The sequence below is a fragment of the Spartinivicinus marinus genome (assembly GCF_026309355.1).
Lineage (GTDB): Bacteria > Pseudomonadota > Gammaproteobacteria > Pseudomonadales > Zooshikellaceae > Spartinivicinus > Spartinivicinus marinus.
The window spans coordinates 3,157,997-3,181,600 of sequence record NZ_JAPJZK010000001.1; the positions used below are offsets into that span (position 1 = coordinate 3,157,997).

23 protein-coding genes are annotated in these 23,604 nt (G+C 38.0%); 13 read left to right on the forward strand and 10 right to left on the reverse strand.

The genetic code is table 11. The annotated features are described in order from the left end of the window. Nucleotides 1–36 precede the first annotated feature (36 nt). Nucleotides 37–912, reverse strand: a complete 876-nt coding sequence (locus OQE68_RS14250; RefSeq protein WP_180571217.1) for a 2OG-Fe dioxygenase family protein — start codon at nucleotides 910–912, stop codon at nucleotides 37–39. 162 nt (nucleotides 913–1,074) lie between these two features. Here OQE68_RS14250 and OQE68_RS14255 point away from each other — a divergent pair, with 162 nt between their 5' ends. Continuing rightward, nucleotides 1,075–1,434, forward strand: coding sequence for a SpoIIAA family protein (locus OQE68_RS14255; protein WP_180571218.1), 360 nt, complete (start codon nucleotides 1,075–1,077; stop codon nucleotides 1,432–1,434). 32 nt (nucleotides 1,435–1,466) lie between these two features. Further along, nucleotides 1,467–1,907, forward strand: coding sequence for a hypothetical protein (locus OQE68_RS14260; RefSeq protein ID WP_180571219.1), 441 nt, complete (start codon nucleotides 1,467–1,469; stop codon nucleotides 1,905–1,907). Nucleotides 1,908–1,932: 25 nt separating this feature from the next. Here the strand turns inward: OQE68_RS14260 and OQE68_RS14265 are convergent, their stop codons facing one another. Next, nucleotides 1,933–2,730 carry a substrate-binding periplasmic protein gene (locus tag OQE68_RS14265; RefSeq protein ID WP_180571220.1) on the reverse strand — a complete coding sequence of 266 codons (798 nt, stop codon included), beginning with the start codon at nucleotides 2,728–2,730 and terminating at the stop codon, nucleotides 1,933–1,935. 160 nt (nucleotides 2,731–2,890) lie between these two features. On the opposite strand from OQE68_RS14265, the gene OQE68_RS14270 reads away from it, so the two are divergent. Both OQE68_RS14270 and OQE68_RS14275 read left to right on the forward strand, forming a co-directional pair. Continuing rightward, nucleotides 2,891–3,676, forward strand: coding sequence for a substrate-binding periplasmic protein (locus OQE68_RS14270; RefSeq protein ID WP_180571221.1), 786 nt, complete (start codon nucleotides 2,891–2,893; stop codon nucleotides 3,674–3,676). Between the two features lie 194 nt (nucleotides 3,677–3,870). Next, a complete protein-coding gene (locus tag OQE68_RS14275) occupies nucleotides 3,871–4,947 on the forward strand; it encodes a polyamine ABC transporter substrate-binding protein (RefSeq protein ID WP_180571222.1) in 1,077 nt (358 codons plus the stop codon). Between the two features lie 63 nt (nucleotides 4,948–5,010). On the opposite strand, the gene OQE68_RS14280 is transcribed toward OQE68_RS14275, so the two are convergent. The 3 genes from OQE68_RS14280 to yjeH form a co-directional block, all read right to left on the reverse strand. Then, nucleotides 5,011–5,787, reverse strand: coding sequence for a substrate-binding periplasmic protein (locus OQE68_RS14280; RefSeq protein WP_180571223.1), 777 nt, complete (start codon nucleotides 5,785–5,787; stop codon nucleotides 5,011–5,013). A gap of 247 nt (nucleotides 5,788–6,034) precedes the next feature. Then, nucleotides 6,035–7,423, reverse strand: a complete 1,389-nt coding sequence (locus OQE68_RS14285; RefSeq protein ID WP_180571224.1) for a hypothetical protein — start codon at nucleotides 7,421–7,423, stop codon at nucleotides 6,035–6,037. 225 nt (nucleotides 7,424–7,648) lie between these two features. Further along, the gene (yjeH, locus tag OQE68_RS14290; protein WP_180571225.1) at nucleotides 7,649–8,905 is read right to left on the reverse strand and encodes an L-methionine/branched-chain amino acid transporter; all 1,257 of its coding nucleotides are present in this window, start codon (nucleotides 8,903–8,905) and stop codon (nucleotides 7,649–7,651) included. A gap of 191 nt (nucleotides 8,906–9,096) precedes the next feature. On the opposite strand from yjeH, the gene OQE68_RS14295 reads away from it, so the two are divergent. From OQE68_RS14295 to OQE68_RS14305, 3 genes are all read left to right on the forward strand, one after another. Continuing rightward, on the forward strand, nucleotides 9,097–10,221 hold the full coding sequence (locus tag OQE68_RS14295; RefSeq protein ID WP_219340303.1) for an ISAs1 family transposase: 1,125 nt from the start codon (nucleotides 9,097–9,099) through the stop codon (nucleotides 10,219–10,221). A gap of 201 nt (nucleotides 10,222–10,422) precedes the next feature. Next, complete coding sequence (locus OQE68_RS14300) at nucleotides 10,423–10,857, forward strand: Lrp/AsnC family transcriptional regulator (protein WP_180568466.1); 435 nt, start codon at nucleotides 10,423–10,425, stop codon at nucleotides 10,855–10,857. 105 nt (nucleotides 10,858–10,962) lie between these two features. Then, the gene (locus tag OQE68_RS14305; RefSeq protein WP_180568465.1) at nucleotides 10,963–11,271 is read left to right on the forward strand and encodes a DUF2845 domain-containing protein; all 309 of its coding nucleotides are present in this window, start codon (nucleotides 10,963–10,965) and stop codon (nucleotides 11,269–11,271) included. Between the two features lie 111 nt (nucleotides 11,272–11,382). On the opposite strand, the gene rep is transcribed toward OQE68_RS14305, so the two are convergent. Then, on the reverse strand, nucleotides 11,383–13,398 hold the full coding sequence (gene rep / locus OQE68_RS14310; RefSeq protein ID WP_180568464.1) for a DNA helicase Rep: 2,016 nt from the start codon (nucleotides 13,396–13,398) through the stop codon (nucleotides 11,383–11,385). A gap of 200 nt (nucleotides 13,399–13,598) precedes the next feature. Between rep and OQE68_RS14315 the strand changes: the two genes are divergently transcribed. Then, nucleotides 13,599–15,320 carry a putative bifunctional diguanylate cyclase/phosphodiesterase gene (locus tag OQE68_RS14315; RefSeq protein ID WP_180568463.1) on the forward strand — a complete coding sequence of 574 codons (1,722 nt, stop codon included), beginning with the start codon at nucleotides 13,599–13,601 and terminating at the stop codon, nucleotides 15,318–15,320. Between the two features lie 248 nt (nucleotides 15,321–15,568). Here the strand turns inward: OQE68_RS14315 and OQE68_RS14320 are convergent, their stop codons facing one another. From OQE68_RS14320 to OQE68_RS14330, 3 genes are all read right to left on the reverse strand, one after another. Next, the gene (locus tag OQE68_RS14320) at nucleotides 15,569–15,853 is read right to left on the reverse strand and encodes a hypothetical protein (protein WP_180568462.1); all 285 of its coding nucleotides are present in this window, start codon (nucleotides 15,851–15,853) and stop codon (nucleotides 15,569–15,571) included. Nucleotides 15,854–16,291: 438 nt separating this feature from the next. Continuing rightward, nucleotides 16,292–17,809, reverse strand: a complete 1,518-nt coding sequence (locus OQE68_RS14325; protein WP_180568461.1) for a YifB family Mg chelatase-like AAA ATPase — start codon at nucleotides 17,807–17,809, stop codon at nucleotides 16,292–16,294. Nucleotides 17,810–18,017: 208 nt separating this feature from the next. Continuing rightward, entirely contained in the window at nucleotides 18,018–18,344 is a 327-nt protein-coding gene (locus OQE68_RS14330) for an accessory factor UbiK family protein (protein ID WP_180568460.1), read from the reverse strand. 555 nt (nucleotides 18,345–18,899) lie between these two features. On the opposite strand from OQE68_RS14330, the gene glnK reads away from it, so the two are divergent. The 4 genes from glnK to OQE68_RS14350 all read left to right on the forward strand — a co-directional run bounded on the left by glnK (nucleotide 18,900) and on the right by OQE68_RS14350 (nucleotide 21,842). Further along, nucleotides 18,900–19,238: a P-II family nitrogen regulator gene (glnK, locus tag OQE68_RS14335; protein WP_180568459.1), complete on the forward strand. Its 339-nt coding sequence runs from the start codon at nucleotides 18,900–18,902 to the stop codon at nucleotides 19,236–19,238. Nucleotides 19,239–19,292: 54 nt separating this feature from the next. Next, nucleotides 19,293–20,567 carry an ammonium transporter gene (locus OQE68_RS14340; protein WP_180568458.1) on the forward strand — a complete coding sequence of 425 codons (1,275 nt, stop codon included), beginning with the start codon at nucleotides 19,293–19,295 and terminating at the stop codon, nucleotides 20,565–20,567. A gap of 143 nt (nucleotides 20,568–20,710) precedes the next feature. Beyond that, on the forward strand, nucleotides 20,711–21,139 hold the full coding sequence (locus tag OQE68_RS14345) for a secondary thiamine-phosphate synthase enzyme YjbQ (RefSeq protein WP_180568457.1): 429 nt from the start codon (nucleotides 20,711–20,713) through the stop codon (nucleotides 21,137–21,139). Nucleotides 21,140–21,638: 499 nt separating this feature from the next. After that, on the forward strand, nucleotides 21,639–21,842 hold the full coding sequence (locus OQE68_RS14350) for a hypothetical protein (RefSeq protein ID WP_180568456.1): 204 nt from the start codon (nucleotides 21,639–21,641) through the stop codon (nucleotides 21,840–21,842). Between the two features lie 99 nt (nucleotides 21,843–21,941). Here OQE68_RS14350 and OQE68_RS14355 read toward each other — a convergent pair whose 3' ends face one another. Next, nucleotides 21,942–22,178 carry a hypothetical protein gene (locus OQE68_RS14355; protein WP_180568455.1) on the reverse strand — a complete coding sequence of 79 codons (237 nt, stop codon included), beginning with the start codon at nucleotides 22,176–22,178 and terminating at the stop codon, nucleotides 21,942–21,944. A 510-nt stretch (nucleotides 22,179–22,688) separates the two neighbouring features. On the opposite strand from OQE68_RS14355, the gene OQE68_RS14360 reads away from it, so the two are divergent. Continuing rightward, nucleotides 22,689–23,468 (forward strand): substrate-binding periplasmic protein, encoded by a 780-nt coding sequence (locus tag OQE68_RS14360; protein WP_180568454.1) that lies wholly within the window; start codon nucleotides 22,689–22,691, stop codon nucleotides 23,466–23,468. Nucleotides 23,469–23,604: the final 136 nt, after the last annotated feature.

The following is a 23,604-nucleotide window of genomic DNA, read 5'->3' on the forward strand; positions in this document are numbered from 1 at the left end:
CTTGTATGATAGCGACAAGCCTGATTAAATAGCCAGTTATTTTATAATCTCTATATCAAAACCAATGGTTGAACGATATCCTTCATTATTACCATCGGCGCTATAAGTAGCTTCAACGGTATGCCATAGGTCAGTATTTAGATCTGGCTGGAGGATGCCTTCACCAGAGTAAAGGGTTTTTTCTACAATACAAGTCGTCTTATCTGCACCAAAAATAATACTTTTACCTCCGGTTAAATTTTTTCTTTCAACCACTAACGCTGAAACAATCAGGTCTTGTCCATCTTGATGAATACCCTCGGGGGCATTAGAGGCAAAAGAACCGGGTCTTGCAATGGTTTGATTGTGGTGTACGGTAATCTTTAGCTGACAACAGCCAAGTTTTGATCGTATAAAAATAGCAATGCCTTCTAATAAGCAAAACAAGTCATCATTGACAAAGTGGCTAGGTAATTCTGGAAAAAACCGAGTTGCTAGGCGGTAATCAAGCTGGTCATGGTTGATAACTTTTGCTTGATTTTGGTTATATCCAGGTACGCTTATCTGTTCACTTATCCACTGGTTATTATGAAATGATAATAGGTATGCAGAGACTGCGCGCCTGCGATTGGGCTGGATTGAGTCAAACTCCTTCTGTTGTATAGGAGATAGGTCTTGATATATGGGCTTAAAGTCGCTATAGGGTATCTTTCCTTGAAAAAAGTAGTACCAGAATTCATTAGATAACCTTGTGTTTTGACGTTGTGTTAAAGATTTTTGAAGGTATGCAATTTGATTCTGGCGATGAAGGTAGTTATCCCACGACAGTTGGTAAAAATAGCTTGCTATGTTACTACAGAATGTAATAGGGCTGATGTCAAAATCTTCTACAGAGAAGAGGTAAATTGGATGGAATAGCTTTTCTAAAACCATTATGATACCTAATAAGTCACTTTATTATTAATACTTGGTTAACTAAATTTTACATATATTTTATTTAGCTTGCTAATAGTAGGTTAAGACATAATAGTTTTAGTCCTATAATGAAAGTTTGAAAAATAACCTGTATAAAGCTTCAAAATAAAGGAGGTAAGAATGCTTGAAATATTTCCGCTAATTAGTGATAAAATTATTGCAATTGAGGTTGATGGTAAAATTGAAAAAATAGATGTTGACAGGTTGATCAAAATCATAGATGACAAGTTAAAACACCATAGTCAATTGAATATCTTTGTTGAGATGAAAAACTTTTCTGGAATAGCACTTGATGCTTTGATTGAGGAGCTGAAGTTTGCACTTTCTCATTTTAAAAAGTTTGGCAAGAAGGCTATTGTGTCTGATAAGGCATGGATTGAAAAAGCTGTTGTAATCAGTGATAAGCTCTTTCCAAGTATTGAAGTACAATCTTTTGCTCCTGAAGAGCGAGAAAAAGCGATTGAGTGGTTAGCTGAATAAGAATAGATACATAGTATATAGAGTGCTTAATAATGTTGTCATATGAAGTATTGGATTTTATTGCTGATTGTTATATACCACTATTGATTATTTATGCTTTGCTGTTGATTGGACTTGTAGCTACTAAGAAAGGGCTGAAGCTTGCTCTTACTTATTTATTAGTGTTGGGTGTCGGTATTATACCTGTCTATATCATTTGGTATTTGGATAACCGGCTGCGACTATGGTCTGCACTGGAATTGGATTACAGTACCCATACAGCATTAGCATTAACGGTAGTGGTTTATTTGGTTATTTATAAGCAGAAGTATGTAAACTATTTTGTTGCATCGCTGATGGCTTATGGCGTATTAATGTTATATCAACAATACCACTCGTTACTTGATATTATTACAACAACAGTAGTGATTTTACCTGTAGTACTAGCTATTTTCTTGTTTGGTAAGCGTAAACTATTATTGAGTTTAGTATGATGGCTTTAGTCTGATACATATTTCATCAATCACACTTTGGAGCTGATATATTTAGCCCCTTTTTTAAAAAGTGCCGCATTAATTTTTGATATTTTCTGCTATGTTTAAACCCTTCAATTTCCTTACTTAATGGTTCAACTAAGGCTTGGTGTTTTTTATGTAAGTAAATATGTAGTTTGACTTTAAGCTCTGGTTTTACCTCAATGTGCAGTTGAGTAAGGCAAGTTTGCTTTTGATAGTAATAAGCTACAGCAATAGGTAATACGGCAATATCAATGCGTTTGCGTTGAAGTAAAGTAATTAATTGATCGTAGCTTTTGGTTCGAACAACTTTAACATCGTTTAACGATTGATCAGATAGAGGCATTCCAATCATTGCACCAATTCTGTAACCACTGAGATCTTTATCGGCATATGTAATATTTTGCAGACTGACGTAGGCCATAAAAAAAGAGAAGTAGCTAGGGTTTACCTGAATTAAATTACTATAAAGTGTCAAGTTTAGGTCTGATAACTGAATGAAGTCACCATCAAGTAGGCCACGGTTGGAGTTTCGCAGTGATCGTTCAGATGGAATGGTCAGTAATTGAACTTTACAGTTGAGGCCGTCAAAGATGAGCTGAACGTGTTGATCAATAAGGCCTTCCCCCTTGTCTGTATGATAAGGCGCGGTTAACCTCCCTCCAAGCTGCAAATTGTCTGTAGTACAGTAACTAAAGGCATGGTTGTTAGTGAGTAAAAACACAAATAACAGTGGTTGTATAAGCTTGATGACCAGCTCTGAGGTGGTTAGTTTGTATTTTAATGGCCCGGCACTCAGCATAGGTATTGGCTCGATAAACCTCTTCCATTCTAAATCATAGTTAATAGGTTGTATGTATGGTGACTATGTATGCAGCTATTGTATATAGGTACAGTGTTATTAACGGATGAGTTGTGGCTTTAAAGACTATAGTTAGACTAAGCAGCATTTGGAGGTTGAAATGAAAGCGATATTCCCTCTAACAAAAGTAGCCGTTTTACTTATTACGTTGTTAGTTTGTTGTCTTACTCACTTGACTGCTGAGGAGTTGAAGCAGGTAAAAATTGCCAATGGCGAATGGCAGCCTTATACATCGAGCAAAATGAAAAACTATGGGGTAGTTACTCATATTGTGACAGAAGCTTTTAAGCTGGAGGGAGTTAAGGCTGTTTATGACTGGCTACCCTGGAAACGAGCATATCAGTCTGTCGTTGATGGTAGTTTAGATGCTTCGCCGGGCTGGATACAGACTGAGAAGCGAATGGCAGACGTATATTACAGTGATCCTATTTTTGAAAATAAGCTAGTTTTTTTTCATTTGAAAAACCTATCGTTTAACTGGAGTAAGTTTACTGATTTAGGCTCAATGAAGATAGGCGCCACTCTTGGCTATAATTATGGCACTGAGTTCCAAGAGGCAGAAGCTAATAAAATAATTGATGTGGTAAGGGTGAAAAAAGATGAGCAAAATTATAAGCTAATACTTAACAATCGGGTTCAATTGTTTCCAATTAGTTTAGATGCTGGCTATTACCAAATGCGAAAGTATCTGAAGCCTGATCAAGCTGACTTAATAACTCATCACCCAAAGGCAATTGCTGAAACAAGACTTTATCGACTAATCGTGAGTAAAAAAAATCCTCATGCCAATATTATTATTATTAAGTTTAATAAAGGGTTGCATCAACTTAAAACCCTTGGGCTTTATGATCAGTATATTGCTGAGCTGAGAGGGGGTGGTTATTAAATGATCGTGGTGCTTGCCCTGTAGGTGGTCACTATTTGATATTTGATTTTGGCTAGTTTTCGGTATACTTAGTGATTTGTGTCCATCTATACCCAATGCGAAGGGTTTTTAGGTGAGGAGCGACGATAACAAAACCTAAAAATGATTCGCGATGGGTATATTTGGTCATTTATACCATTCACGAAGAGTATACTATGAGAAAAATTGTCTGTGGAAGCTTAGCTATCCTTGCCTCTCAGTTAACGGCTGGCCAGCTTAATTTCTACAACTGGAATGATTATATAGATCCTGAAGCAATCCCTGGGTTTGAGAAACAAACTGGGGTGAAGGTTAATTATGATGTATTTGATAATAATGAAGTGTTAGAGGCAAAGTTATTATCAGGGCAGTCAGGTTATGATCTTGTTGTGCCTACCCATAATTTTTTAAGAGTGCAAATTAAAGCAGGTGCCTTTCAGCCACTAGATAAAGCCAAATTAACCAACTACCAGTACTTAAACAAGCACATAATGAAGGAATTAGCTGCCAAAGTTGATCCTGGCAACAAATACTCGATCCCTTATTTAGAAGGCACTACTGGTATTGGTTATAATCCAGACAAAGTGAAAGCGGTATTAGGCATAGAGTCTATCGATAGTTGGGGAATAGTTTTTGAACCTGAAAATATGAAAAAGCTATCAAAATGTGGTGTTGCTTTTTTAGACTCTGGAAGTGAAATATTCCCAATTGTATTGAAATATCTCGGTAAAGATCCTAGCTCAAGTAATGTTAAAGATTATAAAGTAGCAGAAAAACAGTTAGGCAATGTGGGCAAATATGTAACTTATTATCACTCTGCTCGTTATATTAGTGATTTAGCTAATGGTGACATTTGTGTAGCGATTGGGTGGTCAGGTGATGTGTTTCAGGCTAAAGAAAGAGCAATAGAAGCAAAAAATGGGGTCAAAATTAAGTATGTTATTCCAAAGGAAGGGGCACCACTATCATTTGATATGTTAGCTATACCTAAAGATGCTAAAAATGTAGAAAATGCTCATCAATTTTTAAATTATTTACTGGAACCAAAAGTGATTGCAGGTGTAACTAACTATGTAAAGTATGCCAGCCCCAATGATGCAGCTAAACCATTTATTAGCGAACAAGTTGCTACAAACCCAGGAATTTATCCATCTGATGATGTGAATGAAAAGCTGTTTTTATTCACAGAAATGCCAAAAAAGATTCAGCGCTTTGTTACAAGGTCTTGGACAAAGATAAAAACTGGCCGGTAAAAAAATTGCATAGTTCCTGAGCTTTTTAGCTTGTACCCTGCTTATATTTTAGTGGGGGACAGGTTAGTTTTGTTTCAAGTACTGTTGTATTATTTTTGAGTAAGTAGGTGTTTGTTTGAATTGGGTCAGGTGCTGATTAAATTGCTCAACAAATTTTTTATCTAATAAAGGTGAAAAAGCGATGTCTAACCCAGTTTTCTGAAAGCACCCAGTGAATTTGCCTGTTACGGGGTTCTTTTTAAGATGGTAGTTTAATACCCGAATATCCTCAGGGAAAGTATCTATACGGTTTGCTCCCAATAAAAGGAGTCGACGCTTCACAACTTCGGTTTCTTCTCCAGAAATGAGTGTTACTTTACTGCTGTTCTTTGAGTTATATAAATAAGCATCGGCATCGAAATAGGTATAACCATTCACTACTGCTACTCGAACCTTACTAAGACTATTTGTATCGCTGAAAGTCCATTGCAAATCTGGTGTAGAGTAAAAGCACATTTGGGTATCAATGAGTGATTCTTGTGGGTATTGAGGTCCTTTCAAGCCCGCACGGTAAATGCCAACGAGTGCATCCACCTTGCCTGCTATTAGAAATTCTTGTTGTCGGGTAAAGGGATAAGTTGTGTACTGTCTAGAGACATTCATGAGATCAAAGATTGCTTCCACTACGTCCACTGCGAGCCCTTTGGTACCCTCAAAGCCAATGGTGCCTTGATGTTCAAATATATAAGGGCGCCAATCGCCGCTGGTGACATTTAAGGTTTTAGCATGGAGGGGACAAACAAGTGCAACAACAAGTAGAGCGGTAGTAACATAAGAGGGAGTTCTAATAAACTGCTTCACAGCTTGCTCCTGTTTTTGTTGGTTATCCTTAACCAAATTAGTCCTTCTTGCTAAAAAGAACAATAATGTTCAGAGTGAAATTAATTGATTTAGTTTAATTATACCCATCGCGAATCATTTTTAGGTTTTGTTATCATCGTTCCTCACCCCAGTCACCTATTAATACAGGCTCATGAGGCTTCGTCACTTGATGGCCTCACCTAAAAATCCTACGCATTGGGTATAGATTTGTTGATAATAAAATACGCTATTTGATTTTATCGTTAGCCGTTATATAAAATGTAGAGCGGCTCTCTGGTGTCCACTCCGCAAGTTGTTTAGAGAGTGCTTTGCTAAAAGAGGGAGAGAAACTTGAAGGCCCTAAGGATAGCTTTGTTTCAGATCCTTTTTGTAATACTTGATAGACGGTGTCCTGAAACCAGGCTGTTTTATCCATTGCTTCCCAGCCTGGTTGTGTGATTATTTCGTTTCTTAGGTATTGTAACTCGTGTAATTCTGCAAGCAATTGGTTCTTAGCTATTAGTTGTTCAGTATATTTTTTTGGAAAAAAAACTTTTAACAAGCGCTCTTTAAAACTTGGCCGGTGACTATGTAGTAGGCTTAGTGACTCTTTGATAGCATCTTTTGCGCTTTTCCCAAGAGAAGTTAACTCATATTCTCCCTTAATAGGTAGCTGGTTAAGATTTAACTGGATGATATCACTTAAATGGTTAATATCGTCTTTTAGAGTTGTTTTTACTGATTGTAAATAGGTTAGATCTTGGCTGTATAAAAAATTTACATCTAATGACTTAAGTTCCGCTCTATGAGTTGTCAGCTCCGTTGTAGATACTCCCGCTCGTTTTGAAATAATTGCTGTGGTCAGCCTTGCCGCGGTATGTAGTGCAGCTCTTTCTTTTAGTTGTTGTGAAGTCTCTTGTTTGATCTTTTTTAGTTGCTGTTTAACTCGTTCAGGGGTAACTGGCGGTTTTGTTATCGTAGGCTCTGTGAGAGCTTGATTGAGCTTACTCTTGGCTACTGGCTCAGGTAAAGGTGGTTTGCGAACTGAAACGTGGGGTGAAAAAATACCATCAGCCTTAAATATACGACCTAAAGCATGATCAGGTGTTAGTTTGCTATTGATAGATTTATATAATGAACCTTTTGTGCTGTGACCTTCCAATAAGTTGTTTAAAAGGTCGCGAAGCTCTTTTATATTTTTAGGTAGATGTGAAAAACCAATCACTTCCTTTTCTGAGTTCGATTTTATAACTAAGTATTTTGAGAAGCGGGGATCTTCTGCATAATAATGCATATATCCACTATGAAGTGTATTATCTTTAGCTACATATTGTTTAATAGTCTCATTTAGTTCATCAGCAATTTCTTGAATGCTCTTTTCATAACTAGTTTGGGCTGCTGTAGAACCTACAACTACGTTGCCTCTAGAATTGCTAATTTTAGCTATAAATTTTTTTTTAAAATTTGAAATAGAGGGTTGGTCAACCGCCACATTATCTTGTGGGGTTAATAAAGAGACTTGTCGACCACTAAATGAACCTGCTGGAATGATTTGAACTGGTTGCTTATTTGCTTTGTTGGAATCATTTGAGTTTAATCGACTAAATGGATTAATTGAGCTGATACCCGTTTTCATGATTAACCCCCTTGCCAACCATGTAATGATTTTACTTTGTGAGATTAAGTACTTCAGTGTTATTAGGGTTAGCAAAATCAGTCATAATTTATTATGTGTTGGCAAGAATAAAGGTATTTTTTGAGTGGCCTTCCATGGCTCATAAGGATCTAAAAAGCTTATATTAGTTTCTTTTATAATGTCGTCTAATTATTGTTAGATAGCTTGAAAAGGAAAAATTATATTCTAAGGTGCTGTTGGTCTGGGGCGCTGTAAAGCGACTCTTGCTATAGCATAAAACAGTATAAGTAATGCCCATAATGCCAGCGCATATGTCATATTAATACCCAGTGAAATGCCTAGCAATAAACAAACAATTGACCCAAAGGCAGCTATTAGTTTGAATTTGCCTGGCAGTAACTTATAGGCAGCAACCATAGTAAATAAATAAATTAGAACAAATACTCCATTAGTCCAGCGAATAAGATCATCAAAAGGAATTCTAATTACTTCTGCAATAGCTAGTATTAGGGTTGTACAGACGCTAATTGTCATCAGCCCATTGCCTGGTACATTATACTGATTTAACCGATGTAAATAGCTAGGTAATGCTCCTTGGTTTGCTAGACTGTATGCTAATCGCGCACTACTGGCGAGATAAACATTGACCGTAGCTGCTCCACTGAATATACCTAGGATGCCAATAACCCAGCGGCCACCTTGACCAAATTGTTGATTAAATACATCAACCATTGCGAGTGTATTGGTGCCTGGTGCAGCTTGCAAAATTGACCAGGTGCAGACTAAGTAAATAAGTCCTACAATGATTACTCCAAGTATTAAGGCGCGGCCGAAGTCTCGTTCGGGGTTTTTAAATTCTGCTGATAAGTGACTCATGGTTTCAACGCCCATAAAACTCCAAAAAGCTAAACCGACTGCAGATGCGACTAATGGCCATTGATTGAAGTTTATCCTAGTCAGGGCTGGTTCCGTTTGGCCTGAAAACTGTTTGAGTGATACTGCCAGTACAACCACTATCATGGTAATAGTGAGAGCAGCTTGTATACGACCAGAAGCTTGTACACCTTTCCAATTTAAAGCCAGTAGGCTAAAAATAAATACCAGTTCTACAACAAACTTTTCGCTAGCAGCTAATGGTACTAAGGTTTGGACAAACTGCATGGTAATTTCAATCGCAGCAGGCACCCCTACGGGAACTAAAAGCAAAAACATGAGGCCAACCACTTTGCCCTGAGTTTCCCCAAATGCTTGGCTAACGATGTGGGAGGGGCCACCTGCATGAGGGTATCGTTTACCCAGTTCAGCAAATATCCAGGTAACAGGCAGCATTGCCATAATCAGAAGTAGCCAGGCTAACATCGCTGCAGACCCAGAATCTTGTACAGTAAGCTGGGGTAATACGAAAACACCTGTACCCATCATGGTGGTCACTAATAAGCCAACACCTTGTGGCAGAGTGATAGTGTTATTTAGTTGGTTCATTACAAAGCCCACAAATTTATCTACAACACTTGCAAAGTTTAATTTTTTTCCTAATAACAAACTGACTGATTCGTTAGCCAATAGTTAGGTTCTACCGACGTATCGTCGGTGTAGGTGGCAGGGCAATTGCATATAAAAATACAACAAAATCAGTATAATAGAATAAAAAGCAACTGATATAGAGTGCAACATTGGTAAAAAATAGTACAGTTTTAGATCATTTTGAACAGTTAGATGATCCTCGAATGGAACGCCGTCGTCGTCATAAGCTCATTGATATTATTACTATTACGATTTGTGCTGCTTTATGCGGGGCAGATGACTGGGTCGCTATTGAGCGATTTGGTAACGCCAAAGAAGCATGGTTTAAGAGCTTTCTAGAGCTACCCAACGGAATACCCTCTCATGATACCTTTGGTCGTTTTTTCTCACGCCTTTGCCCTACATCGTTTCAAAGCTGCTTCATCCAATGGGTTCAGTCAATCACTGATAGCTTACCTGGCAAGTTGGTAGCCATTGATGGTAAAACGCTTAGACGATCATTTACTGAACCTGATAAGAAGAATGCTATTCACTTGGTTAATGCATGGTCAATAGAAAATAAGTTAGTGTTAGGTCAACTTAAGACTGATATAAAATCCAATGAAATTACCGCCATTCCTGAACTATTAGAAGCGATAGCGGTTAAAGGTGCTGTTGTATCAATAGATGCGATGGGGTGTCATAAAGCCATTGCTAAAAAAATTCGTGAAAAAGGGGCTCATTACTTGTTGGCAGTTAAAAATAACCAGCGTCGCTTATATTCTGCTATTCAAGAACAACTGTATTCTAAAAAAGCCAAAGTGTATCAACGTCCAGCTATTGACTTTCATTCTTCAGAAAAAGAACAGCATGGCCGTCATGAGATACGACGCTGCTGGGTTTATCACTCAGTGGCTAAACTACCTATAGCAACAGAGTGGATCGATTTAGCTGCTGTCATTAGGGTTGAGACAGAACGTACCTTGCAAGGCAAAAAATCAAAAGAACAACGCTATTATATTTCTAGCCAGCCCTTATCAGCAAAAGCTGTCAGTGAAATGATTCAACATCATTGGCAAATTGAGAACAGCCTACATTGGAGTTTGGATGTTGCATTTAGGGAAGATGATAGTCGAATTCGTATAGGTCATTCAGCAGAAAACATGTCTAGGATTAGGCAAATAGCCCTTAATATTCTTAAACAAGATGACACTTATAAAATTGGTATAAAAAATAAGAGGCTTTCTGCTGGTTGGGATCATGAGTATTTAATGAAGTTAATTTGCTCCGTGTAAATTTATATGCGATTGCCCTGGTGTAGGTGGTAAATTGCCGTCGATATGGTGGAGAGCATTTGCTTGTCTGATTACACCCGCTATGGGCTAGAAGAAGTATAGTGACGATGAGATATAGTGGCTATGAAGATGGTTTGAGGCTCTGTCTGGTATTACAATATGGCACAAACCCTGAAATAAAGCCTGTTAGGTATGAATGTTTTGGATAAGTTTGACCAATTAATTATCGAAGCCCTTAGCAAAGATGCGCGTCAACCGGTTGCCGCTATCGCTGAGCAAGTAAATCTGTCTCGTTCTGCTGTGTCTGAACGAATAAAAAAGCTTGAGCAAAATGGTACGATAAAGGGGTATCAGGTTTTACTTCGTGAGTCAGAAAAAGGCCATGTGGCAGCGCTTATAGAGATTCAGTACTTCGGAGCGAAGTGTGAAGAGGCAGTAATACCAGTTATTACACGTTTTCCAGAAGTGAAACAATGTTTTGCTGTAAGCGGTGATACGGACTTAATTATTTATGTACGAGCAGAAAATATGCAAAAAATAATGCAGTTATATGAAGCACTCAATGAAATTGAAGGAGTTACTAAAATTAAAACCCATGTAGTTATGAATGAATGGATTAATCGATTAGGCGGATAAAAAATAGGTTTTTGTGTGGTCTTTTGTAAAAAATGTAAAGCATATTGATTTGCCGGAGTAAACAGAAAACACTGTGGTTTTATTTGTGGTGTTTAAGGAAATAATATGAGTGCTGCTGGTAGTAAAATAATTTTTATTGTGATGATATTATTTTCAATAGAAAGTTACGCAATGCGCTGTGGAAGTAAGCTTGTATTAGAAGGATATTCAAAAAGTAAGGTATTAAAGCTTTGTGGTAAACCTCAATCTAAACACACTTACAGTGAAAAAATAATAGAAAAACAAGAAAATGGTACTAGAAAAGTGTTTCACACAGAAAAGGAAGTATGGCTGTATAAAGGTGTTGGCGGTCGAAAACCAAGAGAAGTGATTTTTGATGGAGATAAGGTAAACGCCATAAAAGTTGCTAATTAACGTTGCAATACTAGTGGGTAACGGTACTATCAGGCCAGAGCCACTACATCAGAGCTACTATAGATAATGAATGCAGCTAGAAGCTAATGCAAAAAGCTGCATTCAAAAAAATTACCGATTAATTAACCCTCTAATGCTTCCGAGTGCATCATTGCCTGTTACTTTCTTTTCTTCTTGGGTGGTTTCTTCACCAAAGCCTATGCGGGTTAAATCTTCTTGAGGAATTTCGTCTAAAAATCGACTGGGAGTGGTTTCGATTATTTCGCCATACTGCTTTCGCTTGCCAGCCAAGGTCATGGTTAATGACTTTCTGGCGCGAGTAATGCCTACATAGGCCAGGCGTCGTTCTTCTTCAATATTATCTTCTTCAATACTGGTGCGATGCGGTAATAAATCTTCCTCCATACCAATCAAAAATACATGGGGAAATTCTAACCCTTTGGATGCATGTAAGGTTAACAATTGCACTCGGTCTTGGTCGTCTTCTTCCTCTTGACGTTCCAGCATATCTCTAAGTACTAATTTGGCAATAGCTTCTTTAATTGTTATCGGCTCATCAGGGTCGGCAGTTTCGATAGTTTTAGCCAATGATTCCACTAAAAACCAAACATTTTCTAGACGACGGCTGGCAGTTTTTTCGCTACTGCTGTTTTGCCTCAGCCAGTTGTCGTAGTCCATGTCATAAATCATTTCTTTGATGGTTGCCACAGGATCTTCTTGGTGACATTTTTGAGTAATACGGTCAATCCATAGTGTAAAGCGTTTTAGTTTATCTAAAGCCTTTTCGTTCAAAAACTGGCTTAAACCAAATTCCTGGCAAGCAGCATATAAGCTGATATGTCGTTGATTGGCATATGTGCCCAGTTTTTCCAAAGTGGCAGCACCAATTTCCCGTTTAGGCACATTAATTACTCGTAAAAAGGCGTTATCATCATCCGGATTAATAATTAACCGCAGATAAGCCATTATGTCTTTAACTTCAGCTCGGCTAAAAAATGAGGTGCCGCCGGTAATATGATAAGGGATTTGATGGTGTTGTAGTTTTAATTCTAACAATTTGGACTGAAAGTTGCCTCGGTACAGAATGGCATAATCTTTATAATGGGTATCAAATTTTATTTTATGGGTAATAATTTCAATGGCAACACGCTCAGCTTCTGCTTCTTCATTTTTACAGCGGATGACTCGTAAATCATCACCTAAGCCTAATTCACTCCATAGCTTTTTCTCGAAAACATGAGGGTTATTAGCAATTAAGGTATTTGCAGCAGTTAATATGCGAGCGGTAGAGCGATAGTTTTGCTCCAGTTTTATAACGTGTAATGATGGAAAATCATCTTTTAACTTTATCAGGTTTTCTGGACGCGCCCCTCGCCAGGCATAAATAGACTGATCGTCATCCCCCACAACAGTAAACTGAGCGCGACTACCGACGAGTAATTTAACTAATAAATATTGGCTAGAGTTGGTATCTTGGTACTCATCTACGAGTAAATAGCGTACTTTATTTTGCCATTTTTCCAGAATTTCTGGATTTTTCTGAAACAGCAGTACAGGCAATAAAATCAAATCATCGAAATCGACAGCATTATAAGCTTTAAGTGTTCGGTCATAATCTTGGTATAAATAGGCAATTGCTTGTTCTTTAGGATTTTCGGCATGAGAAAGGCATTCACTAGGTAATAACATATCATTTTTCCAATTGGATATATGATGTTGCAGATAATCAGCTGCTTCTTCTGCTAATACCTCGTATTGGGCTTTCAATTCTGTTATTAACTGACGGGAGTCCAAGTCGTCAAATAATGAAAAGCCGGGTTTTAAGCTAAGTGCTTTATGTTCTCGACGAATAATATTTAAACCCAGGTTATGGAACGTTGATACCGTTAGCCCTCTGGATTCTTTGCCTTTAATCAGCTTACTGACCCGTTCTTTCATTTCACGAGCAGCTTTATTGGTAAAAGTAACTGCATAGATATGGCGAGCTTTAATCCCACAAGTTTCAACCAGATATGCAATCTTTGTTGTAATTACACTGGTCTTACCACTGCCTGCCCCTGCTAATACCAATAAGGGGGAATCAATGTAGCGTACTGCCTCCGCTTGTCTTGGATTTAATTGTCTCACTACCGTTTTACCTCAAATTTACCGAGTGGCGCAGTTTACCAGAAGCGGTCCCGTCAAGACATATGCTTCAAGAAGACTGAAAAAATTGATCTAGTTGTTAAATTTAATTTCTATTTTGGATCTTGGCTGGTTTTTATTTACTTTGCGTTATGTTCATATAATACTTGCCGGTTTATCGATGACCTATCAGTTGAAGGGGTATGTGGCGGGTGGTCAGGCAGTTAAGAAGACGTAAAGTCAAAATCTTACTAGTAGGTGAACAGCCTGACCTGTTTCGGCATCTGGTTTCACTATTGCCTAGTTGGCAATATAATGAGCCCCGTTGGCAGTGGAGTCATTGTCAGTCAATTGATGAACTTCCACGATCACTTAATTATTTAGAACCTGATTTGGTTCTGATCAGTTACGAAAACTATGAGCGAGTTGTTGCTGAGCTGAATGATAGCCACCCACCAATTATATTACTGTGTGAAGAAGCTACCTGTTATCAGTTGAAACAAAGCGCCAAGATTCCTCCGGTAGATTTCATTCCCTATTCGCGTCTCAGTGATGATGAGTTTATTCGGCGAACGCTTCGTTATAACTTAGAGCAAACCAAGAGTAAGCGAGATATCAAAGGACTGACTTGCTATGACCGGTTAACGGGCATTGCTAATAGGGCCTGGTTTCAAGAAACACTAGCCGAAGAGTTGACACTGTTAACCAATAGTTCCCTGTTGGGTGTGTTGTTGATCGACCTAGATGGTTTTAGCAAGGTTAATCAAGCCTTAGGACATCAGGCAGGAGACAGTTTGATATGGCAAGTAGCAGAGCGATTGAAGCAAGTATACAGCGATAGTGGAAGTTATATTGCCCGGGTGAATGGCGATGAGTTTGGGTTGATTATCCCAGATGTGAATCATCAGGCTCAGTTGATACTACAAACCAAACAGACCCTACAAGCACTTGCAGACCCTTTTTTTGTTGCTGGTCACCAAGTGTTAATTGGCTGCAGTATAGGCTTAGCCTGTTGTCCAATGGCAGGGAGTACGATAGATGAAGTGCTCACCCATGCTCATGTCGCACTTTCTAAAGCAAAGAAGCAACTGGGCAATCACTATGTCATCTATGAGCCAGGCTTAAAAGTAGATGTAAGTGATGGCCTGCTGATGGAGGCTGAGCTACGACAAGCATTACGCCGCAATGAACTGCAACTGTTATATCAACCTCGTGTAGACAGTCAAACGAACCGAGTTTCATCTGTTGAAGGCTTGTTAAGGTGGCATCATCCACAGCGAGGACTATTGATGCCCGCCGACTTTATCCCGTTGGCAGAGCGTACCAACCTAATAGTACCAATTGGTTATTGGGTGATTAACCAGGCTTGTCACGATATAGACTTGTTGGGTAAATGGGGGATAGGTGATTTACATGTGGCCATTAACTTGTCGTTCCAGCAGTTTAAAGATGCCAAACTATTAGCAACCGTTTCTCATATTATTAAAAAACATCAGGTAAGACCTCATTTGCTAGAGTTTGAGTTAACTGAGACTGCCATGTTGCAGGAGCAAGCTGACGTGGCTGCCAAGATGAAAGCGTTGCAACAGTTGGGGATTAACTTTGCATTGGATGATTTTGGTACGGGCTTTTCTTCTTTTAGCCATATTCAAGGCCTACCTATTAATACTATAAAAATAGACCGTAGCTTTGTTAAAAATATGCTGATTAACCGCGGTGATCAGGTAATAGTTGGGGCTATTATTGAATTGGCTCATAACCTTAGCCTAACTGTTGTTGCCGAAGGTGTTGAAACTTGTGCACAAGCTGAGTGGCTAAAAATGGCTGGTTGCGATGAAATGCAGGGTTTTTTATTAAGCCAGCCTTTAAACGTAGAAGAGTTGTGCCAGCGCTTGGTAGAAGAACAAGCGGTTAGAGCATATTAACTCATTCTGCATGAAAAGATTTTTTTGAATTAATAATCAGCCTTAATAGCTCAGCAATAAATTAAATACACTATAGTTTTTCTCCTTATTTCCAAGGTTTATATAAATACTAGTTGAACCAGCTACACATGAGTGTTGTGTGGCTGTTTAAATTATGGTGCTTTTAGTATAACTAGTTATATACCTAAATTTATAGTCCAACTGTCTGCTTACATAATAAAATAGATTTAAAGCTAAGTATTAATTAACTATTCGAAAAAACCTGAGGTTTTGGGTTTATCCAGCCGAAGCAAAATCAGATAAGAAGGTGTTTTTATTTCTTCTTGTGGTGCAAAGCCATTTAGCTCGTCTTCTGTAAGCAAAAACTCTCTTTCCTCACCTTTTGCAATAGCGGCTACAACTTTTTTTGTATTTTTGCTTGCTATCATTACAGGGGTTTTTAATCGTTTGGGTGGTAAAACCTGATAACTGCCGATAAAGAATGTCTCTTTATTTCCTGGGCCTGCTACTCTTTCTAACTTAGTCGAGTTCATTTGTTTCATCTCCATGTATATCTTTTTTGAATAGCCTTGAAAACAAGGATAAATCAATAAAGCTGTTGCTAGTTTCTTGATCTTATAGAGTGCTATAGAAACTAACTATCAATACCACTTTGAGGTGGAAATTCAGTTTATGCCGAAGCAACTAACTATCTCTATAAAGAAATACAATATGTTTTATAACAAGCATTTGTACTTTCTAGAAATGATTGACAACTGTTTTGTGAAAGAGTTTTGTTGTATTTATTAATTAATCTGCGATTAAATTAAATTTAGTCTAATGGATCACTGTTTAAGTGAGCTTTTGGGCTGTTTATAAGCAAGATTACGTATTTGTACGTAGTGTGTTGAAAGTAACAATAAACATCAGTTACAAAAATAACCGACTTTCGCTATATAATTCAATTTATGTATATTAGTTAGCTATTTGGGTTAAGTCCCTCGATCTAATTTACGATAGCTAATAGCTTCCATTAAATGTTTTTGATTAATCTGACTTTGCTCTTCAAGGTCAGCAATGGTTCGAGCAACCTTTAATACTCGATGATAGGCTCTAGCTGATAGTTTTAACTTTTGAATGACTTGGCTTAACCATTGACGAGTTGATTTGGTTAATTGGCAATGGGTTTCTAGCTCGATCGTGGATAGTCCTTGGTTGGTTTTTTGTTGTCTTACTAATTGCTTTTGTTGGGCTTTTTCGACACGTTTTTTTACTTGTATAGAAGGCTCAGTTTTAAGTTGAGGTAACGGCTGAGTTAATAAAGTTTGTGGCATAGCTGAAACTTCAACATGCATGTCAATACGATCTAATAATGGGCCAGATAATTTATTACGATAACGCCGCACTTGTTCAGCAGTGCAATAGCAATTGTGTTGGCTATCTCCAAGGTAACCACAAGGGCATGGATTCATCGCTGCGATTAACTGAAATTGAGCAGGATAAGTAATTTGATGGGATGCCCGGGAAATGACGATTTCTCCCGACTCTAATGGTTCTCTTAATACTTCCAATACTTTACGACTGAACTCAGGTAGCTCATCTAAAAACAGTACACCATTATGCGCCAGAGAAATTTCCCCTGGCTTTGGATGGCTACCACCGCCAACCAATGCGACTGCAGAAGCTGTATGATGGGGTGCTCGAAAAGGTCGTTGCCCCCATTGAGCTAGGTTAACGGGTTTGCCTGCAATGGAATAAACGGCTTGAGTAGCAAGAGCCTGGTTGGTTGTTAGTGGCGGTAAGATAGAAGGTAAGCGGCTGGCTAACATAGTTTTGCCTGAACCTGGTGGACCAAAAAACAGCAGATTATGACCACCTGCTGCGGCTATTTCCAATGCTCGTTTTGCGTGCATCTGTCCTTTTACTTCACAAAGATCAGGCATTGTGTTGGTTATTTTACTGCATTTGGCTTCGTGAGTGGCTTGCTTTAGAGGTGTAGACTGATTGAAGTGGCCACAAACAGATAAAATATTGTCTGCTTCAAATACTGTTAAGCTTTCAACTAAGCTGGCTTCCTGGCTGCTACTGCCAGTAGGCACCACTAAGTGCCGATTGGATTGCTGGCATGCAATTGCTGAAGTCAGAGCACCTTTAATACTTCTTAACTCACCCGATAAAGCCAACTCACCAAGAAATTCATAGTTTGCTAATTGCTCAGTGGCAATTTGGCCAGAAGCAGCCAGAATGCCAATGGCTATCGCTAGATCGTAGCGGCCACCTTCCTTTGGTAAGTCAGCTGGCGCCAAGTTGACTGTTATCCGTTTAGTAGGGAACTCGAAGTTAGCATTTTGCAGTGCACTTCTTACCCGATCTTTACTTTCTTTAACGGCAGCTTCTGGCAAACCGACTATTGAAAAACCAGGCAGGCCGTTAGCTAAATGAGTTTCGACTGTAACAAGTGGTGAATAAATACCCACTTGGGCACGTGTATAAACGACTGCAAGAGACATACTTCATCCCTGATCAACATTAACTGACTTTAGTTAAATACTGTACAGGAGTTTAAAACTTGCTCAATATCCTATCGAACTATTTCAGTAAAGTTTGTGAATTACTAAATCAGAAGTTTCACAAATATGACTTCAAGATACTAAGAAAGAGAGTTTACTGATTGCTCTTCAGGTGCCAAAAGCGCTACATAATTTTGCTTAATGAAGCTTATAAGGTTTTGTCTTTAGCATCCTCGTTGGTTTGTTTTTTATCTTCTGATTCAGCAGATGCTAGCGCTTGCTCCATTAAGGCAACTTGCTTAGTGAGCAGTTCTAGTTTTTCTCGGGTGCGATGTAAAACAGCTGTTTGGGTATCAAACTCATCGCGAGTGACTAAGTCCAGCTTATTAAAAGTAGACTGCAGCAGCAGTTTAACATGGCCTTCAAGCTCAGTTTGTATTTGAGACTTGTCACCTTGTAAAAGGCTTTGTGCTTTATTGGAGATATTTTGGCCAATTTGTTCGCTAAGGGACTGGATGAAAGTTTTATTTATCATGGCTGTATTCAAATAGGGTAGTTATGCAAGTGAATTAGGACTCGTCGTAGTCTATCACAGCAATGAATTTATGATTAAGGGAGACGCTGGTGTTTCCCATGATCGCAGCTTGATGATATCTGAATGAAATTTGAACTAAATTGGTGCGCCTTTCTAAATGCTGAAACAAAAAGGTGCTTGTGTGATAGGGGGAGCCTCATCTGGTAGCTAAAAATTGGGCTTAATTGCTCCTGGCATAAATAGTGCTGAAGGATAAACAACGCTAGCAGGTAAATATAGAGTGCTGAGAGTAAACAGTGCTAAAGACCAAATAGTGCCTGATAGCGCTTGTTTTGCCTTTAAGGCAGGCAGCAGTTGGCAGTGACTCACTTGATAATAGTTAATGGGAAAGGAACCATTTTAATCAAGTGGAAAGAAATAAGCCGCGCAATAACCAAGGATGAATGGCTGAAAAAAGCTTATCGCTAGCAAGTAAAATAAATTGCTTAACCCTGATAGCTAAACGTAGACTTGTCACTGCCCCCAAGGCAAGACTAACCAGTTAGGAGACTACTAATGAAATTAGTATCAGCCATTATCAAACCCTTTAAATTAGATGATGTGCGGGAGTCACTCTCTGAAATCGGAGTGCAGGGAATTACTGTAACAGAAGTGAAAGGGTTTGGGCGTCAAAAAGGCCATACAGAACTTTATCGAGGAGCTGAGTATGTTGTAGATTTTTTGCCCAAAGTAAAAATTGAAATTGCTATTTCTGATGAACTGGTTGACCCAGTTATTGAGGCAATCACTAAAGCAGCTAATACAGGAAAAATTGGCGACGGTAAGATTTTTATTACCCCTCTGGAACAAGCCATACGCATTCGTACCGGTGAAACTGGAACGGAAGCAATTTAACCTTAATCAATCAGTTAGTTTTTCAATTAGTTGAGCCAGTGGGGGGGCACAATAATGGAAACGTTACAAGATACGTCTAATACTATTTTACAACTGTCTTACGCACTAGATACATTTTACTTTTTAATGTGTGGAGCATTAGTCATGTGGATGGCTGCAGGCTTTGCTATGTTAGAAGCGGGCTTGGTTAGAGCGAAAAACACAGTTGAAATCCTGACTAAAAACATTGCCTTATTCGCTGTTGCTTGCACCATGTTTTTATTATGTGGGTATAGCATCATGTACCCTGGTCAAGGTGAAGGTGAAATTATTCCTTATTTGGGCTTTTTGTTAGGCTCAGAAAATGAGTTATCTAGTGTGCTAAAAGGTGGAGAAGACGCACCTTACTATTCAACTCGTTCAGACTTTTTCTTTCAAGTTGTCTTTGTCGCCACTGCTATGTCTATTGTTTCGGGTGCTGTTGCTGAGCGAATGAAACTCTGGTCATTTCTATTATTTGCTACTGTATTAACCGGTTTTATTTATCCAGTACAAGGATACTGGAAATGGGGTGGTGGATTTTTAGATGCAAAAGGATTTTTAGATTTTGCAGGCTCAGGTGTTGTACATATGTGTGGAGCGGCTGCTGCTTTGGCTGGGGTATTATTATTAGGCCCAAGAAAAGGGAAGTATACAGCTAAAGGTCAGGTGAATGCGATACCAGGTGCTAACTTACCTCTTGCAACGCTAGGTACTTTTATTTTGTGGTTAGGCTGGTTTGGCTTTAATGGTGGCTCACAACTCAAATTAGCGGATGTTGAAAATGCTAATGCAGTGGCGCAAATATTTGTTAATACAAATGCAGCGGCTGCTGGGGGGGTGATAGTAGCCCTGATAATCGCTAGGCTGTTATTTGGTAAAGCAGATTTAACCATGGCATTAAATGGAGCGTTGGCTGGATTAGTCTCGATTACTGCTGAACCACTTACACCCAGTGCATTTGCTGCTACATTTATTGGTGGTGTAGGAGGTGGATTGGTAGTATTTGCCATCATTTTATTAGAGAAATTGAAAATAGATGATCCCGTTGGTGCTATTTCTGTCCATGGTATTTGTGGTATATGGGGGTTATTGGTGGTACCTCTCACTAATAATGAAGCAAGCCTGTGGTCGCAACTGTTGGGTATTGTCATGATATTTGGTTGGGTATTTATTACAAGCTTGATCCTTTGGTATGTTATTAAGTTACTCGTTGGTATTAGAATCACAGAGGAAGAAGAGTTTGCCGGCACAGACTTGGTAGAGTGTGGTATGGAAGCTTATCCAGAATTTACCTCAACTAAAGCCTAAAGAAGAGCATCGCAAAAAATTACTATTGTTAGAAATCTAGATAGGTATATAAACAGAAAGGCTCCCTTTGGGAGTTTTTCTATTTTTGGAGCAACTGATGTATAGTTGATTGAAAATAAGTTATTGCATAGGAGGGTATCTTGATGGCTTGGTTTCAAAAGACTATACAGTTAACGGCAAAGCAGCGAGGCTTTCATCTTATTACTGATGAGTTGGTTAAAAAATTAACAGAAATAAGTGAATTTAAAATAGGTTTAGCCCACTTTTTCATTATGCATACGTCGGCATCTTTAACTATTAATGAAAATGCTGATCCAACTGTAAGAAGTGATTTTGAGGCTCATTTTAATCACTTTGTTCCAGAGAATGCTGCTTATTATCAGCACACCTACGAAGGTCCTGATGACATGCCTGCACATATTAAAGCTAGTTTGCTAGGGGCTAGTATAACAGTCCCGATAAGTAGTGGGTTGTTAGCGTTGGGCACCTGGCAAGGTATTTATTTGGGAGAGCATCGTAAGCATGGCGGAAGCCGTCGAGTAATTGTCACAATACAAGGCGAAAGATTTTAGATTATAAAACTGCCTAAAAATTGACTACAAGAGGTTTATAAAGAAGTGATAGTTGAGTATAAGAGTATTAAGCTAGAGATGTTTGTGAATAACGCTGGGAAAATTATTTGATTGTTCAAAGTGATATTAATTGTGTCATAATTTGGTATTGCTTTATAACTAGTTGAAAAATAAGAAAAAATAAATATTTGTGCTAAAGGAAGTTAGTAAATTTAGAAATTAAATTAGCCAGGTTGCGTAAGTAGTTGAAAGATAAAAGAATGATAAGGTTTGTAGCTATTAACTTTGTTATTTATATAACGCTAGATCATTATAAATGACGTTTCGCTTGGATATATATTGCTATTAAGGTGAAAAAAAACTAAATAATTAAATATTTTCCCTTTTCTTAATTATTCATTGAGCTATAAATGTATTTAATGGCGTCTGAAAGAGGAGTAAAAAAACCGTCTGTAAGCTTTAGGATGTTTAGTTATAAATACATGAGGTATGAATAATTATGGCAAGAGAACAAGGCACTACACCAAAAAAACGAACTGATAGTGATTGGGGTAGCAGAGGAGGAGATGCTGAAACTTATACGGTTCAATCAAGAAAGAAAGTAAGGGAAGTTATCGAGAAGCAAATAGAAGAATTTCTTGATTCAGGCGGTAAAATTCAGGAAATTGAAACAGGGAAAACAGGCGACCACTCAGTACATTAAATTTTTATAAAACCTGAAACTTTTGTACAAACATTTCCATGGCTATTCATATATGTCTTAACATCAAGGATATATGAGCAGCCTGGAAATTTTATAAACTTAATTTATTTTAACTAATTTAGAATGATATTCTTCTGGAAGATCGTTTAGAGAAACAACTTGTAAAGTTTTATCAAGGTTGTTGTTAGACTGGTAACTGCTAGCAATTAAGTCAACTTGTGCAGTATCTTGAAGTTTAAACATCGCACCAGTCAAAGGGTCAACAATCAACATACCAATTAAACCACCAAGAAATAGATTACCAAAATACCAACCATCTAGGGTGCTGGTAATCATAATACTCTGTTGTTGATAGCCTTCTTTAGCAAAAGCAATTGTATAAGAGCTGCTTGAAAAATAACCATCACCGCTTGCTAATTCTACTGTTTCTGGGGTTGTGCCTGTATGAACCGTTTCACCCAGCTCATTCGTTATGGTGAAAGCGGCATTTTCTGGTGTACTGGTAATGTTTACTGGGTGAGTCGAGTCACTGACAATTGATGCGCAGCCAGTTGCAAGTAAGGTAGAGCTGAGAACAAGGCTTGTAAGTGTTTTCTACCTCCCTTGTGGCCATGAACAATGACCTAATATGAATTACAACATCATCAAAAAACTGATAATAGGGTAGTGTTTATTTAAAAAAAGTCTTCTTATTAATGGTTTTATTGATTTGAGACGGCTGGATATCACTTATCTGACACAAATTAGTTTTTTCGTCTAACTTTAAATCGAACAAGCTCCATAGATGGATGCTGGTTATATATGGATGTGTAGATAGTTGAAGGGTGTAGATGAGAGGGTATCCTAATGTATAAGATAGCATCAATATTATCAATTATTACAATGGCAGCAGTTTCAGTTATCCCTGCCCAAGCAAATACATTGATTTTTAATACACAAGATTTTCCGCCGTTCAACTATGAAATTAATAATGTTGTAGAAGGACCAGCGGCTGAAGTAATCAGATCGGTATGTGATATGCAGGGGTTTAACTGCAAGTTTAATTTATTGCCATGGCGTAGAGCTCAAAACGAGGTGAAAAACGGTAATGCTAATGCTATGTTTGTGATTGGTTGGAATAAAGCTAGAGCTGAGTGGTTATATTATTCTCCTCCTCTAATGCAGACTGAATATGGATTTTTTGTCAGAAATAATAATAACCTTAATTATTTGGATACTAAGGATATTGCTGGATATAAAATTGGAGTTTTTGGCCCATCAAATACATCTAACTCATTGAATAAAATAAAGGAGTCTATGGCTTCGAAGGGGATAAAACCTATTGATATAAAAATGGTGTCTGACGATGTTAATATATTTAAAATGCTAGATGATCCAAATCGAAATCTTAAAGGAGTATACTCCAATAAAGATGTAGGTTTGGCAATAATTAATCAAGTGAAATTAAAGAATATACGATATGCTGGGGCACAAAAAAAGCTTAAATATTTTATTGGATTTAGTAAACAATATACAGACAAAAAGCTAGTTGATAAGTTTAATGAAGGGCTAACAAAATTACATAAAAGTGGTAAGCTTCAAGAAATACTATCAAAATTTCATATGGAGGCAGCTTCGTTAGAATAGCGTGGTTTGAGATGTTATGAAATTATCAAGAATAATGGCCTTGAAAGAATTCGCTATGCAGGCTCATATAAAAAACTATATTACTATGTGGGGTTATCAAAGAAATATACACCTAAGAGCTTAGTCGATAGTTTTA

Excerpts from the sequence above, each read along its gene's own strand:
- OQE68_RS14250 (WP_180571217.1), bottom strand. The coding sequence starts at position 912 with ATGGTTTTAGAAAAGCTATTCCATCCAATTTACCTCTTCTCTGTAGAA.
- OQE68_RS14255 (WP_180571218.1), top strand. The coding sequence starts at position 1,075 with ATGCTTGAAATATTTCCGCTAATTAGTGATAAAATTATTGCAATTGAG.
- OQE68_RS14260 (WP_180571219.1), top strand. The coding sequence starts at position 1,467 with ATGTTGTCATATGAAGTATTGGATTTTATTGCTGATTGTTATATACCA.
- OQE68_RS14265 (WP_180571220.1), bottom strand. The coding sequence starts at position 2,730 with ATGCTGAGTGCCGGGCCATTAAAATACAAACTAACCACCTCAGAGCTG.
- OQE68_RS14270 (WP_180571221.1), top strand. The coding sequence starts at position 2,891 with ATGAAAGCGATATTCCCTCTAACAAAAGTAGCCGTTTTACTTATTACG.
- OQE68_RS14275 (WP_180571222.1), top strand. The coding sequence starts at position 3,871 with ATGAGAAAAATTGTCTGTGGAAGCTTAGCTATCCTTGCCTCTCAGTTA.
- OQE68_RS14285 (WP_180571224.1), bottom strand. The coding sequence starts at position 7,423 with ATGAAAACGGGTATCAGCTCAATTAATCCATTTAGTCGATTAAACTCA.
- yjeH (WP_180571225.1), bottom strand. The coding sequence starts at position 8,905 with ATGAACCAACTAAATAACACTATCACTCTGCCACAAGGTGTTGGCTTA.
- OQE68_RS14305 (WP_180568465.1), top strand. The coding sequence starts at position 10,963 with ATGAGTGCTGCTGGTAGTAAAATAATTTTTATTGTGATGATATTATTT.
- OQE68_RS14315 (WP_180568463.1), top strand. The coding sequence starts at position 13,599 with ATGTGGCGGGTGGTCAGGCAGTTAAGAAGACGTAAAGTCAAAATCTTA.
- OQE68_RS14320 (WP_180568462.1), bottom strand. The coding sequence starts at position 15,853 with ATGAACTCGACTAAGTTAGAAAGAGTAGCAGGCCCAGGAAATAAAGAG.
- OQE68_RS14325 (WP_180568461.1), bottom strand. The coding sequence starts at position 17,809 with ATGTCTCTTGCAGTCGTTTATACACGTGCCCAAGTGGGTATTTATTCA.
- OQE68_RS14330 (WP_180568460.1), bottom strand. The coding sequence starts at position 18,344 with ATGATAAATAAAACTTTCATCCAGTCCCTTAGCGAACAAATTGGCCAA.
- glnK (WP_180568459.1), top strand. The coding sequence starts at position 18,900 with ATGAAATTAGTATCAGCCATTATCAAACCCTTTAAATTAGATGATGTG.
- OQE68_RS14340 (WP_180568458.1), top strand. The coding sequence starts at position 19,293 with ATGGAAACGTTACAAGATACGTCTAATACTATTTTACAACTGTCTTAC.
- OQE68_RS14345 (WP_180568457.1), top strand. The coding sequence starts at position 20,711 with ATGGCTTGGTTTCAAAAGACTATACAGTTAACGGCAAAGCAGCGAGGC.
- OQE68_RS14350 (WP_180568456.1), top strand. The coding sequence starts at position 21,639 with ATGGCAAGAGAACAAGGCACTACACCAAAAAAACGAACTGATAGTGAT.
- OQE68_RS14355 (WP_180568455.1), bottom strand. The coding sequence starts at position 22,178 with ATGATTACCAGCACCCTAGATGGTTGGTATTTTGGTAATCTATTTCTT.
- OQE68_RS14360 (WP_180568454.1), top strand. The coding sequence starts at position 22,689 with ATGTATAAGATAGCATCAATATTATCAATTATTACAATGGCAGCAGTT.